This window comes from Clostridium sp. B9 (assembly GCF_050509515.1).
Taxonomy (GTDB): Bacteria; Bacillota; Clostridia; order Clostridiales; family Clostridiaceae; genus Sarcina.
In genome coordinates this window covers 989598-1004970 of record NZ_JBNWKA010000003.1, presented here as the reverse complement: position 1 = coordinate 1004970, position 15373 = coordinate 989598, and the positions used below count along the sequence as shown (strand labels likewise).

Below are 15373 nucleotides of genomic sequence, written 5' to 3'. Positions count from 1 at the left end.
TATAAAAATTATTATCTCTTAGTTCTAAGGGTTAGTGTTTCTTTAGTTGAAAGTTCTCCGTTAGCATACTTAGCTGCTACTTTGAAGTTATAAATTGTATGTCTATTTAACCCCTTAAATGTATAGCTTGTTTCATTTGTTCCTATTTCTCCAACTTTCTTTCCATCTTTGTAAAGAACATATCCTCTTAGTCCCTTAGTATTTTCTGGTGCATTCCATTCTACAGTAACATTTTTCTTTTCTATATTAGTAGCCCTAAAGTTACTAAGTGGTGAAACAATTATGCTATCTAAGGATTCTACAGTATGAGTTATTGTATCTTGAATTTCTTGTCCACTTGGATGGATTGCTCTAACTCTTACTTCATACTTACCTGCACTTTCAGGTACCCACTCAAATACATTATCTCCACTTTCTTCTCTAGATAAAGTCCAATCAACTTCGCCTTCTTTTCTAGTATAGAATCTAAACTTATAGTATCCTGGATCATATTCTGGATTTGCAGTAAATGTTACTGTTTCTCTTTCAAAAGATTCTATAACATCAGAATCAAGATTTATTCCAAAACCCTCACCATTTTCAAATATACCCAATTCTTCTAAAACATCAATTATATCTTTTCCATCAATAATTAACTCTGGTACTTTTGAATCATCTCTATTAAAATCTTGCTTGCCATAATTTTCATACAAGCTTATAAAGTCCTCTAAATCTACAACTCCATCTTGATTGAAATCTGGAGAATTTCCTGGAGTATTAACCACTTCCTTATCAAATTGGTTCATAACTTTATTAACATCATGCATATCTATAGCACCATCTTCATTAGCATCACCGGCAACCCCCATTAATGGTCTTGCAAAAAAGCTATCTGAACCTAAATGGACTTGTGTTCCTACTAATTCTCCATTTTTAAGTTCTCCACCTGCAATGTTTGCTATAGCTCCAAAATGTCCTGGCATATCAACGAATACTCTATATTCACCATCTATTACAGGAAGATTGTTAAATATAAATGTTCTTTCATATCTATAATTCCCTTCATATTCTGGCTCATATTTATTACCCTCTGAGTCTAAAGCATATACTTCAACATCTTGTGATTCAAACCCTACAGTAGCAACAGTTCCATATACTCTTGTTTTTTCTTGATCAATAAAGTCTACATAATCCTTTACTGTTTCAACACTTACATTTAAAACCTCATCATTAGAATTTTTAAATTCACTATTTTTACAGCTAAATGTACTTTCAGCAAACATTCCTATTGGATATTCATTATCCATAATTCCTCTTAATTTTGATAAATTATAAGTTACATCAAATAAAGGTATATCACCATTTATTCCAACTACATTCTCTCCATTTATTTCAAAACTAACAAAATGTTTATTTTGAGTATTGAAATCACCTTCTCTTTTTTCAAAATTAATTTCTATAGAATTATTATTTTTGTTTAGGTATTCCTGTAACTCTTCTGTAGGCTTAATATCAACAATATCAAATATAGCATTACCATAATTTAAAATTTCAAAGCTACCTTTTGAAAGATCTTCTACATTATTCAATGTTAATTGACCTACAACCTCGTCTCCAACCTTGACTGTATCTTTATTCATTTTAAGTTCTAAATAACTTTCTCCCTCATTTATAAATATATAAGCTTCTGGAGTAGATCCTATTTTCCCAGTATTTATAGATTTACCTTCAACTACAAATGGACCGCTTTCTAAATCACTTTTTTCTATTCCTGCTAGTAAAAATTCACCATCTTGTTTAGCCCACGCACCTAAATTCACATTTAATCCACTTCCAAGAACATAGGTAAATGAAGGAAAGTTAACTTCTGATTGCTCTAGATAATCCATTCCATGATTAACCTTTAACTCTTCAACAATAGGATGACTTATATTTCCTTTCATCCATATACCTTCATAATCATTTCCATCTGCCCAAGTTTCAGTAGTATAATCCTCTTCTGTAATCTCTGTAACTCCTGGCTCAAAATTTAATGTCATTTTATTTTCATCTGCATCATTTATTATACCCATAGGAATGTTGCCTTTAAAAGTACTACCATCGCCTCTTACTCCTACTAGTTCCAATTCATATACACCTTCATCAAGAAGTATATGCTCATTAGTTATATTTTCTCCCTTAAGCTTTTGAACTCTTCCATTTGGTACTAAACCACTTATAACAGCAGGAACGCCCATTGGTATCCATGAAGTATCCATATCTCCACCAGCATATCCTAAATATTCGCCAGTATCTTTATCCTTAACAAATCCGTATATTTTAGAAATTGGTTCATTAACTTGAACTGCAACCTCTATATCAGCAAATAAATTTGATTGACTTATATCTCTATTAAATAAATTGGATGATGTCATAGAAGTTATTCCTTTTGCAAAACCACCTTGCATTTCTGGATAAGTTATATTATCAAATCCTGAGTTTTTGTATGAAGCTGAGAATGGTAATTGATAATCTTTTTGACTTCCTGAATCAACTACAAGAATATAGCCTTCATAAATACCAGTTTTAGCAGCACCCTCTATATTTAATGTTGCATCTAAAGTTACTTTAGACCTTGGTGCCACAGTAATACTATTTTCTATATCAATTGAAACTCCATTTTCTTCTGCATTTATAGCTCTATCACTCTCTGAATATTTAACACTTATATTATAAGTTTTTTCAGAATCAGAATTATTTTCTATTGTTAATGGAACTATTTTAGATTTATTTTCTGGATTTTCTTCTTCTTTATTAAACTTTCCAAATGAAATCAATCCACTTTCATTATCTAACTCTCTATTATCAATTCCATCGTAAACTTTATAATTAGCTGTTATATGAGTTTCTTCATGTACAGCTTCATAAGCATTTACCCTTCCTGCACCTTGTTGGTGTACACTATATTCATCTTCTCTAAACTGATTTAAATTTTCCGATGTATTCATCATTACAGCTTTTACATCTGCTGGTGTGTAATCTGGATTTTCTTGAAGAATAAGAGCCGCTACTCCTGCTATATGAGGAGCTGCCATTGATGTTCCACTCATTCTTCCATATGCTGCTGAATAATCATCAACATCTAAGTTCTTATCATTAATAAACTCTGGAACAGTAGAAAATGTTTGATATCCTGGTGCAACTATATCAGGCCTTATCTCGTCTGTATTACGAACTGGTCCTGCTGAACTAAATCCAGTAATATCATCCCCCTTTAATATTCCATCTGATAATTTATTTAAAGTTATATTAGTTATTCCATCTTGATTTAAAGTATTTTTTAAAGCCTCACCTTCAGCTTGATTTAATGCTATAGCATTTCCAGCCTTATGCTCACCTTGATTTGGTATTTCATTTGCAGTTGTATTATTCATTATTATTGTAAATTCAGCTCCAGCATTCTTAGCATTTCTAGCCTTCTCAACAAAAGTTATATCTCCTCTATCAACTAAAGCAACTTTTCCCGTTAAGTCTTTTCCTTCAAAATCACTTTCATATCCTAACCCACAATAAACAGCTTCATATGAAACTCCATAATTTTCTTCTAACCCTTTATCAAAATCTTTTACAACCTGATTTGCTGTACTTAATTTAGTTCCGGCATTAATTTCTAACTCTATTTCTTCAAATTTAGTAGGTGTAGTAGATGCGCCTACTGCTATAGGAAGTTGTGCTGTACCTGGTGAACCTACAGTTACTGCATTTGGGCCAGCATTACCATTTGATATTACAGTAACTACTCCAGCCATACTTGCATTATTAACCGCTGTTACCAATGGGTCAAATGGTGTTCCATTAGAACTACCTAGAGACATATTTATAACGTCCATACCATCTTTAACAGATTTTTCTACTGCAGCTATGATTCCAGATGTTGCTCCTGATCCATATTTACCTAAAACTCTATATCCATAAAGTTCTACTCCAGGTGCAACTCCTTTTACAGCCATATTATTTTCAGTATTTTCAGCTTGTCCAGCTATAGTTCCAGAAACATGTGTACCATGAGAAGTATAGTATGAATTCCCATTTGCATTTATTTCTGGCTCATCACTCTCTAACCAATCTTCATAAGTAGTTTCCATAGGATCTGCATCATTATTTATAAAATCCCAGCCCAATGTACTATCTATATCCTGAGAATTTGAATCTCCATGTTCTCCTCTAAATCCTTTATAAACATTAGTTAAATCTGGATGATTATAGTCTATTCCTGTATCTAAAACTCCAACTTTTATTCCTTCACCTGTTATATTCTCTTCATGTAAGTCTTCTACACCTATATGAGGAACACTATCCATCATTTTTCCTTCTGGTAAGTTTTTTACGCCTTCTTCATTAAATTCTAATTTCTCTGGTATCTCTACCTGAACAGTTGAGTCTGGATGAACTCTTTTTACAACCGGACAATTAATTAAATTCTTAACCTCTGAACCTGGTATTGTTAAACTTACCCCATTAAATACTTCTTTGTAAGAATATTTTATAGACGTATCTCCTGTTGAATTATATGTCTCTGGCATACTATCTAAAAATTCATTAAATGTTCTATGATCTCTCTCAACCTTGCTTTCTGCAAAACTTTTAACTTCTCCACTATTGCTTGCCCCCTCAGCAATAGATGGACTAACAAATTCAACGATAACTGAAATCTCTTCTTGAGATTCCACATCTATTCCTTCAACAATTTTATTCTCTGGAATTTCTACCTCATCTTTTCTAAGATATGATGAATCAATCTTACTTTCTCTAGTGATTGACTTATCAACATTATCTGCTCCTCCTGTAACTGCATATGAAACCACTGGTGTCATATTAGCAGCTAAAACCAAAGCTAATGTCAATCCACACATAGATTTTAATTTTCTTCTTATCATTTTTTAGCCCCCTTATTCAAATAACATAATATTAATAATTCAAAAAATTAAACAATTATTTAATAATACATCAATAATATTCTTTTTAGCTTAACGAATTATTAATTTAAAAACGATTATAATATTAAATTTTATATCTGTAAATATATTACATATATTTTTTCGATAATAATTTTATATTATTTCCTCAAAATTAAATGCTTTTTTTTTATTTATCTTAATAATAGGTTTATTACCAAAATTTTTATTTTATTTAACTTTTATTTATAAGCATTTTTGATATAGTTATATATTTTTTAACTTTTAAGATTTATTTTTTTGATAAACTAACTTCAAATAAAAACAAATAAATAAAGTAGCCAGTGGATTTTAAAAATTCACTGGCTACTTTATTTAACTTTATTTAACTTTATCCCAAATTATTTCTAACTAAAATTCTATTTCTGAAATTTGCTTTAAAGACTTGTGAATGTCCTCATTTATGTTTCCTATAGCTTCTTCTAAAGCTTCATATATATTTGATGCCTTTGCTAGTATCTTTTTTATTTCTTCATTTTCTTCATATTTTCTATATACTGCTATAAAATCAAATACTATTGCTGAAGATCTTTTTAAATTATCTTTTAAATTTTCTCTAAATCCAGGTGTACCAATTTCATATTCATTACCAAAAACCTTTGGTCCCTCTAAGTATATAACTAATTTTTCCTTTACTAAGTCCATAGCATTTGAGTATTCATCTTTACAAGTTGATATTATTCCATTAATATTTATGTTTTGTTCCATTTACTTCATCTCCTTACGTCTTCTTTTATACTCATCCTTACTTATAATATTGTGTAGTTATTATATTTTTTATTATAAGTTATATATAAATTCATATTAGTAATATGATTATATCTTACAAAAGAAAAAAAGGAAATATTTATTTAAGTTTTATTTAAATTTTTGTTAACTATAACAAAATTAAGTAAAATTTAAATAAATCATATAAAAAGCTATTTGCTTTAAAAACTACCTTTAAGGTAAGTTACATATTTTAAAGGTAAATAACACTAATTCAAATTTTTCCATATTATTTTTATCATCAAACCTCTTATTACTTCCAATTATGATGTATAATTTATATAAAAACTTTAGGTGGTGTTAAGATGAATTATGTTGAGGATATACAAAACTATATTCCATTTAATGAACAAGAAGAAAAAGATAAAAATTTATTCTTAAAATGCATGAATGACTTTGATGATATATTAACTAGAGAGAATACAATCGCTCACTTAACAAGCTCTGCATTTGCAATAAACAAAGATAGAACTAAATTTTTAATGATATATCATAATATTTACGATTCATGGGCTTGGACTGGTGGACATTCAGATGGTGATGAAGATCAACTTCAAGTTGCCATAAAAGAATTGAAAGAAGAAACTGGGATTAAAAACCCAAAGGCTCTTTTGAATGAAGCTTACGCTTTAGATGTCTTAACTGTAAATGGGCATGTAAAAAGAGGTGAATATGTATCATCTCACCTTCACTTAAACCTTACTTATTTAATTGAATGTTCTGAAGACGAAGCCTTAACTCTAAAAGAAGATGAAAATAGTGGCGTTAAGTGGATTCCTTTTGATGAGGTAAAAAATTATTGTAGTGAACCGCATATGATTCCAATATACGAAAAACTTATCAAAAAGCTTTTAACAATATCAGTATAGTAAATCTTTATTAAAGTGAGTGTTGATTTTATATATACCTTAATCCCAATTAAATTTTCAAAGATTTTCTCATTTTACTCTAACGATATACGTTCAAATGAATAGTAGTTTTACTCTCTTCATTTGAACATTAAATCAAGGCAATTTCAACTATTAATTAAAATTAACATTCAACTTTAACTTTATTGTTAAACTTTTGAATTAAATATTCTTCAAATTTATTTTCACCAATTCTTTCTATAATTTCTGCTAATCTTTCTTTTCCATTAGCTAATTCAATATACGATTCTATAGTAGCCTCAACTAAACTTATTAATTCATCTTCTTTAAATTTTCTATTCATAGGTTCAGCCTTTCTAGCTTTTCTACCTGCTCTTCCTCCTATAAACACTAAAAATTCTACTTCTTTATTTTTTATATTTATTGTTGGAAGTATAGCAAAATCATTGCTTTGCGCTTTACCATAACTATTTATACATCCAAATACGCCTATTTTAAACTTGGCTGGAACTTTAATAGCTAAGAATTTTTTTTCTAATATTTCACCAATCCTTCTAGTATCTATAAGTCCATGTTTACAAACACTTCCTTTGCATGTAACTACTGCTCTTACAGTATTTCCAGCGCCTCCAATTTTTAAATTTAATTTTTCAGCTTCACTAACTACTTTATATATATCATCTTCTTTTATATAAGGTATTTCTATAGTTAATCTACTCGTAAGACTTATTTCTCCATTTCCATATTTTTTAGATATATTAGCTAAATTTATTATATCATCAGCCTTAAAATATCCAACTGAACTTAAAAATCTTATAACATAAAACTCTTCTTGTTTTTGATTTATTACTCCCATTTTTTTTAATTCCATTTTTTCCTTTTGTGTTAATCTACCCATATTTAATCTGATAATCAAAATATGTTCAAATATATAAATACTTTTACTATTTATTTTTGGATATTTTGACCAACAGCTCTCCCTTCTTTTATTTTCATCTTGTTATTTCAGTTTTATTCTAAACCATTGTTGATTTTTATCTATAATTTAATTATATAAATTCATTGACTATAAATAAAACATTTTAATCTTATAATTAATATAAGTAATTATTTATGTCTTCTTACTTTATACCCTTATTTCTAAAATTACACATTAAAAGAAAGCTTACCAAATAGAAATTTGGTAAGCTTTCTTTATAATAGCATACTATTATTAGATGAATCTCCCAAAAGCTATATCCACCATTTTTTAAGCAATATATTTATTAATATGTACTAAATAGCTTCTTCTAGCTCTTCAGATTCTGTTCCTCTTGAATCCCATTTTTTCATTAAATATGTGGCTAAGAATGCTGCTATTAACATTACCCATATCAATTCTGTTGGGAAGAAAAGAACTAATAAAAGTAATACTATTACTGCATTTCTTAAAGCTGCACTGGCAAAAGATGTAGTTAAAATTGTAACTGTAACTACAGGATCTATAGGAAATATCATTGATATAGCATATGCAATAGTTGTTCCAGAAAAGATTATTGGGAATATATGTCCTCCTCTCCATCCAGTTGATAAACAAACCTCTGTTAAGAAAAGTTTTAATATTCCACTTAATAAAAGAATGTACATTGGTATTGTACTCCATTCCCTAACCAATTCTTTTATTTCATGCTCTCCTGAAAACAAAGTATATGGAAGATATGTTCCTATTACCCCTAAAATAATCCCACCTATTATTGCTTTCAATATTTTCATGTTATGTAATGGATGGAAAATCTTATGTAATGTTTTTCCGAAAAATTCATACATTAGTCCTAATAAAACTCCTAGAATAATTAATGGTAGTATTGATACTATCTCATTGATGCCTATATTATATCCCTGAAAATGCACTATAAACGAAGGTCTATTATCTATTCTTGATAAAAACATCAATACTCCAAACCCAGCTGCTGTAGTTGTTGAGTATACTATTGTTTTAATTCTTTTTATGACATTCGAATCATTTTCTTCTATCAGCGGACTTAATCCAACTAAAGGAGCATGGAATATTATTCCTAAAGTAGCTTCCATACTAAATTCAGTTATCATCCCACCATATTTTTCCAGCGTTCTTCCTTTAACAGTCCATTTTAGTATATCTCCTACTAAAGTTGAAAGTCCTCCAACTATACCAACAAGAGCAGCCTCAGGACCTAAGCTAGCTCCTGAAAAAAGAACTATTAAAGCTGTTAATAAAGCCTTTGGAATAGTCTTATACTCCACTCTGTTATTTTTTTTAAATTCTCCCATTACTTCTGGCATTAATCTTGGATACTCTCCAAAATATTTTTGGCATAATCCAACTAATACCCCACCAGTTGTACAGACAATTATAGTCCAATATGGTAGGTTAAATTTTTCAGGTAATTCTGTCCATATAAAGTGTATTCCTAAATTGACAATAGCTAAAAATGCCCAACTGACAACTCCAACTATCCCTCCTAGAACTAAACCATAAATGATTAAAATACCTAAACTAAAATATTTCTTCATACTATAGGCTCTCCTTATTTTTAATCTTTTGTAAGTTTTATAATTTAAATAGTTACTAACTTTTAAACACAATTTTAATAATAAACCCTAATGTTATTTTTTCCTAAGTCTTAATAAAAGTCAATTATTAATCTTCCTTTTTTATACTTCCACATATAGCTCCTAATAATGCAAAACACACATAATAGACATCATTTGATATAGTTACATCAAATAATTCATAAAAAGCATTGCTTACCATTACATCAAAATTAAAAATACTTAATATCCAAGCACAAATAAGACCTCCAACTAATCCTCCAAACATAATAAATCCCCCTTTAATATAATATTTTTAGAAAACCCCACTTAAAACTCCTAAAAATGCAAAAATCAAATAATAAGTATCTTTAGTAATTTTTTTATCAAAAATCTCATTAAAACCCTTAATAAAAACCTCATCAAAATCAAAAACACTTAAGAACCAAGCAATAAAAACTCCTTGTAATAAGCCAATAAGCATACACTATCTCCCTTTTATTTAAGTTTAAATATCATAAAATCCTCTTAGGATAATATATTTGTATATAGTTTATTTGATAACCTAAAATTATTCTTTTAAATAAAAAAGCTTACCAAAGCCATACATAACGACTTTGGTAAGTATTCTTTTGCTTTTTATTATGTTCAACTTTTCTTCTATGCAACCTAAATATTAATCAAATATCAATAATATTTTATTTAATATTATTTGAGTTTATATTTATTGGTCCATTGAATTTTTTGAAGTTGATGTCCATTGATTATTTCCTGCAGTCTTTGGTTGTCTGTCCTTAGCTGGTACCATATTAGGATCAACAGTTGTTGATACCCACTGATTATTAGTAGCTGATTTTAATTTTTTACCCATAATTTTCACATCCTCTAAAAATATTATAGGAAAATTTTTGACTTTAAGTATTTTTATAAAATATAATCTTCATATCATTGATTAATTAATATTCTTTTGTCAACAATTGAAGATAATGCTTATAATATACAAAGTGAATTTTCCTATAAAATTATTCTTTGTAATTAAAAATTCTTTATCCTAGGTATTTATTAGAAACTTTAATTGACTTATTTTAAAGTTTTGATATATAATAGATAAAAACTGAATCATTAAAAGCTTTGATTAGGAGTAGTAGTATTATCTCATAGCCCAAAGAGAGTTGTGGTTTGCTGTGACACAATGGTATGAAAATATGAACTTGCCTATGAGCATATGTGTGAATAAAAGCACATACGGGGAATCCCCGTTATAAAACCGAGTGAGGAAAAGAAATTTTCCTAATAAGAGTGGTACCGCGAATATCCTTTCGTCTCTTAAGTTTTAAGAGATGGAAGGTTTTTTTTATTTGTTTTTTTATTCAGATTTGGCAAATAATAAATTAATATACAAACTTAGAGGAGGATTAGTTAATGGGTAACTATAGTACTGCCATAGATAAGAAATGGCAAGAAAAATGGACTGAATCAGGTCTTTATAAATTTGATCCAAACAAAGAAGGAGAGAAACTTTACGTTTTAGAAATGTTCTCATATCCTTCAGGAAGCCAATTACATGCAGGTCACTGGTTTAACTATGGACCAGTTGATTCATGGGCTAGATTTAAGAGAATGCAAGGATACAATGTATTCCAACCAATGGGATTTGATGCTTTCGGTTTACCAGCTGAAAACTTTGCTATAAAAACAGGAATACACCCACAGGACTCTACAGTTAAAAACATAGCTAAAATGGAAGAACAATTAAAAGCTATGGGAGCTATGTTCAACTGGGATAACGAGGTTGTTACTTGTTCACCAGAATACTATAAGTGGACTCAATGGTTATTCTTAAAATTATATGAAAAAGGATTAGCTTACAGAAAGAAAGCTCCTGTAAACTGGTGTCCTTCATGTCAAACAGTTCTTGCTAACGAGCAGGTTGTTGACGGAGAATGTGAAAGATGTTCAACAGAGGTTACTAAGAAAGACCTTACTCAATGGTTCTTCAAAATAACTGATTATGCTGATGAATTATTAGATAAATTAGATGGTTTAGACTGGCCAGAAAAAACAGTTTCAATGCAAAAACACTGGATTGGAAGATCAACTGGTGCTCAAGTTAATTTCAAAGTTAAAGATAGTGATTTAAACTTTGATGTATTCACTACAAGAGTTGATACTTTATGTGGAGTTAGCTATGTTGTTTTAGCGCCTGAAAATCCATTAGTAGACAAAATAGTTTCAGCTGATCAAAAAGAAGCTGTTGAAAACTACAAAGAAGAAGCTAAAAAGCAAACTGATATAGAAAGACAATCTATCTCAAGAGAAAAAACTGGTGTATTCACTGGTGCATATGCTATTCACCCAATCAGTGGAAAAGAAGTTCCAATATGGGTTGGAGATTATGTTTTAGCAACTTATGGAACTGGAGCTGTTATGGCTGTTCCTGCTCACGATGAAAGAGACTTTGCTTTTGCTGAAAAATTTAATCTTCCAATAAACAGAGTTATAGCCGCTAAAGATGGTAGTGAAACTGAATTACCATTCTGTGAACATGGTGTATTAGTTAACTCTGGAGAATTCGATGGATTAACTACTGCTGAAGCTAAGGAAAAAATAGTTGAAAAACTTGCTTCAATGAACCTTGGAGAGCAAAAAGTTAACTTCAGATTAAGAGATTGGTTAGTTTCAAGACAAAGATACTGGGGAGCTCCAATTCCTGTAGTTTACTGTGATGAGTGTGGTATAGTTCCTGTACCTGAAAATCAATTACCAGTTGAATTACCATATGATGTTGAGTTTGCTCCAGACGGAAAATCTCCACTAGCTAAGAGTGAATCATTTGTTAATACAACTTGTCCTCATTGTGGAAAACCTGCTAAGAGAGAAACTGATACTTTAGATACATTCGTATGTTCATCATGGTACTATTTAAGATACCCTGATAACAAAAATACTGAAGCTCCATTCAACCCAGAATTAATCAACAAAATCCTACCTGTTGATAAATATGTTGGTGGACCTGAGCATGCTTGTATGCACCTTCTTTATGCTAGATTCATAACTAAAGCATTAAGAGATATGGGATATCTAAACTTTGATGAGCCATTTACTTCATTAACTCACCAAGGATTAATCTTAGGACCAGACGGATTAAAAATGAGTAAATCAAAAGGAAACACAATTTCTCCTGATGATTATATAAAAGAATATGGTGCAGACGTATTTAGAATGTACTTAATGTTTGGATTTGCTTACACTGAAGGTGGAGCTTGGAGTGATGACGGAATCAAATCTGTAAACAGATTCGTTGAAAGAATCGAAAGAGTTATAGATGCTGCAAGAGATGCTATAAACAAAGGTGAAAATAACAAAACTACTATAGATAAGGCTGAAAAAGAGCTTAACTTCTGGAGACATAATGCTATTAAATCAGTTACTGATGATACAGATAAGCTTCAATTCAACACTGCTATAGCAAGAATGATGGAATTCATAAACGCTTTATCAAAATATACTCAAGAGAAAGAAATGAACCTTGAGTTCTTAAAAGAAGTTGTTTCTGATTACCTAAGATTATTATCACCATTTGCACCTCACTTCAGCGAAGAGCAATGGAGCTTACTTGGAAATACAGACTCAATATTCAACGAAGCTTGGCCAAAATTCGATCCTAAAGCTTTAGTTAAAGATGAGATTGAAATAGCTATCCAAGTTAATGGAAAAGTTAAAAATAAAATAATGGTTTCTTCAGATTTAGATGAAGAAGGAATTAAGGCTGCTGCTTTAGCTGACGAAAAAATCGTAGCTACAACTGAAGGAAAAACAGTTGTAAAAGTTATAGTTATAAAAGGAAGACTTGTAAATATCGTTGTTAAGTAATATAATAATAACGTTGCAAATTTTATTGATTGATTAAAAATTGCTAGTTAACCTTAATAATTAACACTTTTTAGCATTGAGCTATATATTATTAGAAAAGGTATATAAACGCTGAGAATTGACTCCGTTTATATACCTTTATTTTTTACATGGTTATATGGTAATTATTTTTATCTATATTTGTTCCTTTTTCTAAAACTTTATAATAATCTGCCTCATGACCTCTTAAATCAATATTATTCATAAGCTTTATATTCTTGACTATGTTACTATCTATTGCTTCTAGGAACTCATTTTTATTTCTAACCTCTTCAGTTTCCTTTGCAACATCATAGTAAGTATATCCAAATACTCTTTTTTCATGAACTAATTGCCCATTATCGCAAGTTATTTTTCCGCCATCTCTTAGTTGTGCTCTTATTTCAATTGGAGAATTAATTTTTATATCACCATTTATATTTAGTTCTGAATTCTTTCCAAGCACCTCTATTCCTAATCCATTTTCATTATTTAATGAAACATTATTAAGTGTAACTTGTCCATTCTCAATTTTTAAATTTTCTCCCTTTTCTTCTCTATTTTTAACCTCAGTGTTATCAATAATTACGTTTTTCCCATCTAAAACTTTGATAGCAGTACCCCCATTAGAGTCTACAAAAACGTTTTCTAAAATTATGTTATCCCCTGATATAGTTATAAGATTATTCTTTTGGTTAAATTCATCACCTTCATTTTCCCATACTATATTCAGATTTTTTAATACTATTCCATCTCCTTGTAGTGTAAAAAAATCTTTTTTTAGATTATTAGTTAATTTAGGAACATATACGTTATTTCCTTGTCCGTCTATTACTATGTTTGAAGCCTTAATATCTACTCCCTTTGAACTTAAATCATTTAGATTAATATCCCTTGAAAGTTTTATTTCTTCAACGCTTCTATCATTTATTAAATCTACAAAATTTGTTGCATTTCCTGCTATTTTTTCTATTTTAAAAAAGTTATTATATTTATTACTTTCGTTTATACTCTGATTTATTATTGCATTTTCTTTGTTTTTGTCTTTTAAATTAACTTCTTTACCTAATACTACGCTACTGGAGAGGTTGTTTACTACTATAGCCGTAGCTATTATTTTCGCCACCTTTTTATGTGCCACGTAAAATCACCTCTTCATTAATAATTATTTTCTATACTTCTATTATGCACTAATTATATCACTTTGTGTATAGGTTTTCAAAAAATAAATTATAGATTTTTTTGACATATCATAGATTTTCTTTAACTTCACTCAAAACTTATGCATTAATTATAGATTTTTTTGTTAATCTAAGTAAGTTTCTTTTGAAATTATTTTTAATTATATTACTACTTTAAGCTAATTTGGTTAAGGAATTAAGACAAAAAAAGATTATAAATATTACAAATTTAATTAAAACATCTAAAAGCTTTAATTCTTTATAATATTTATAATCATTAAAATACTAAAAATTTATTTAAGCGTTAGCTTACTTTATTCCTATATAGCTACTTGAATTTATTATATAACCTATGAGTTACACTACTGTATTTTGTTCATATAACCCTTCTAATTACAATACCTTACCAAACTCCTTAAGAACTACCAAAACCTCTGATTCTTTTATAGGAGAGAAATACTCTATATATTTACTATGATTAAATCTTGTAAATAAATCTTTAGCCATATCCATCCACTCTTCCAATATATAAACCCATATTATCTCGCTAGTTGGACAACTTAATATAAATGCTTCTACCCCAAAGAAGCTATACTCTTTTATGTCATGTAACTCAGCTAGTTTTACATAGTCATCTACAACTTTTGTGCTAATTTTGTATTCATATATGTCTGAATAAAAGAAATCAAAGCTTTCTTTTTGAGCCTTAAATCCATCACCTTTTACTATTTTAATTTTGGTGTTTTCGCCAAAATTTTCAAGATAGAGTTCTATTATTTCTTCGCTCATTTCGTATACTACAATTTGCTCTACCTCTTCTTTTTTACTTATTTCTTGCACAAAATATCCTAAACCTAATCCAAGAACTCCTACTTTTCCTTTAGCTCGCTTTATACTTTCATAAGCACCTTGAATCTCATGCGGTGAAATTCTCATCCAAAGCTTATCACCTTCAAATAATTCTATAGGAGCTTCATTCATTTTTTCTTTATTTTCATAAAGGTATCCATCAAATTCTTTTTGATTACTATATTTAATAATAAAATTGCCTTTTTGATTTTCTTTAATTTTTTGTTTATATTCTTTTATCTTTTCTTCACAATAATTTAGTGCGTATGGTATCATAATTATTTTCCTTTCC

11 protein-coding genes and 1 other annotated feature are annotated in these 15373 nt (G+C 29.2%); of the genes, 2 read left to right on the top strand and 9 right to left on the bottom strand.

What is annotated here, in order from left to right; genetic code table 11:
* Window positions 1-11: 11 nt before the first annotated feature.
* Together ACQZHJ_RS04470 and ACQZHJ_RS04465 are read right to left on the bottom strand one after the other, a co-directional pair.
* A complete protein-coding gene (locus ACQZHJ_RS04470) occupies window positions 12-4895 on the bottom strand; it encodes a S8 family serine peptidase (RefSeq protein WP_430484340.1) in 4884 nt (1627 codons plus the stop codon).
* Window positions 4896-5324: 429 nt separating this feature from the next.
* Window positions 5325-5681: a hypothetical protein gene (locus ACQZHJ_RS04465; RefSeq protein ID WP_430484339.1), complete on the bottom strand. Its 357-nt coding sequence runs from the start codon at window positions 5679-5681 to the stop codon at window positions 5325-5327.
* Window positions 5682-6046: 365 nt separating this feature from the next.
* Here ACQZHJ_RS04465 and ACQZHJ_RS04460 point away from each other — a divergent pair, with 365 nt between their 5' ends.
* On the top strand, window positions 6047-6610 hold the full coding sequence (locus ACQZHJ_RS04460; protein ID WP_430484338.1) for an NUDIX hydrolase: 564 nt from the start codon (window positions 6047-6049) through the stop codon (window positions 6608-6610).
* Between the two features lie 163 nt (window positions 6611-6773).
* Here ACQZHJ_RS04460 and ACQZHJ_RS04455 read toward each other — a convergent pair whose 3' ends face one another.
* The 5 genes from ACQZHJ_RS04455 to ACQZHJ_RS04435 all read right to left on the bottom strand — a co-directional run bounded on the left by ACQZHJ_RS04455 (window position 6774) and on the right by ACQZHJ_RS04435 (window position 10031).
* Window positions 6774-7508, bottom strand: a complete 735-nt coding sequence (locus ACQZHJ_RS04455) for a nitrite reductase (protein WP_430484337.1) — start codon at window positions 7506-7508, stop codon at window positions 6774-6776.
* Window positions 7509-7885: 377 nt separating this feature from the next.
* Window positions 7886-9142, bottom strand: a complete 1257-nt coding sequence (locus ACQZHJ_RS04450) for a chloride channel protein (RefSeq protein WP_430484336.1) — start codon at window positions 9140-9142, stop codon at window positions 7886-7888.
* Between the two features lie 127 nt (window positions 9143-9269).
* Window positions 9270-9449 carry a hypothetical protein gene (locus ACQZHJ_RS04445; protein ID WP_430484335.1) on the bottom strand — a complete coding sequence of 60 codons (180 nt, stop codon included), beginning with the start codon at window positions 9447-9449 and terminating at the stop codon, window positions 9270-9272.
* Between the two features lie 27 nt (window positions 9450-9476).
* Window positions 9477-9644: a hypothetical protein gene (locus ACQZHJ_RS04440; protein ID WP_430484334.1), complete on the bottom strand. Its 168-nt coding sequence runs from the start codon at window positions 9642-9644 to the stop codon at window positions 9477-9479.
* 240 nt (window positions 9645-9884) lie between these two features.
* Complete coding sequence (locus ACQZHJ_RS04435) at window positions 9885-10031, bottom strand: hypothetical protein (protein WP_430484333.1); 147 nt, start codon at window positions 10029-10031, stop codon at window positions 9885-9887.
* 251 nt (window positions 10032-10282) lie between these two features.
* Window positions 10283-10490, top strand: a binding site (T-box leader).
* 92 nt (window positions 10491-10582) lie between these two features.
* Here ACQZHJ_RS04435 and leuS point away from each other — a divergent pair.
* Window positions 10583-13033, top strand: a complete 2451-nt coding sequence (gene leuS, locus ACQZHJ_RS04430) for a leucine--tRNA ligase (RefSeq protein ID WP_430484332.1) — start codon at window positions 10583-10585, stop codon at window positions 13031-13033.
* Window positions 13034-13178: 145 nt separating this feature from the next.
* Here leuS and ACQZHJ_RS04425 read toward each other — a convergent pair whose 3' ends face one another.
* Together ACQZHJ_RS04425 and ACQZHJ_RS04420 are read right to left on the bottom strand one after the other, a co-directional pair.
* Window positions 13179-14177, bottom strand: coding sequence for a pectate lyase-like adhesive domain-containing protein (locus tag ACQZHJ_RS04425; RefSeq protein WP_430484331.1), 999 nt, complete (start codon window positions 14175-14177; stop codon window positions 13179-13181).
* A 448-nt stretch (window positions 14178-14625) separates the two neighbouring features.
* Window positions 14626-15357 (bottom strand): hypothetical protein, encoded by a 732-nt coding sequence (locus tag ACQZHJ_RS04420; protein ID WP_430484330.1) that lies wholly within the window; start codon window positions 15355-15357, stop codon window positions 14626-14628.
* Window positions 15358-15373 lie beyond the last annotated feature (16 nt).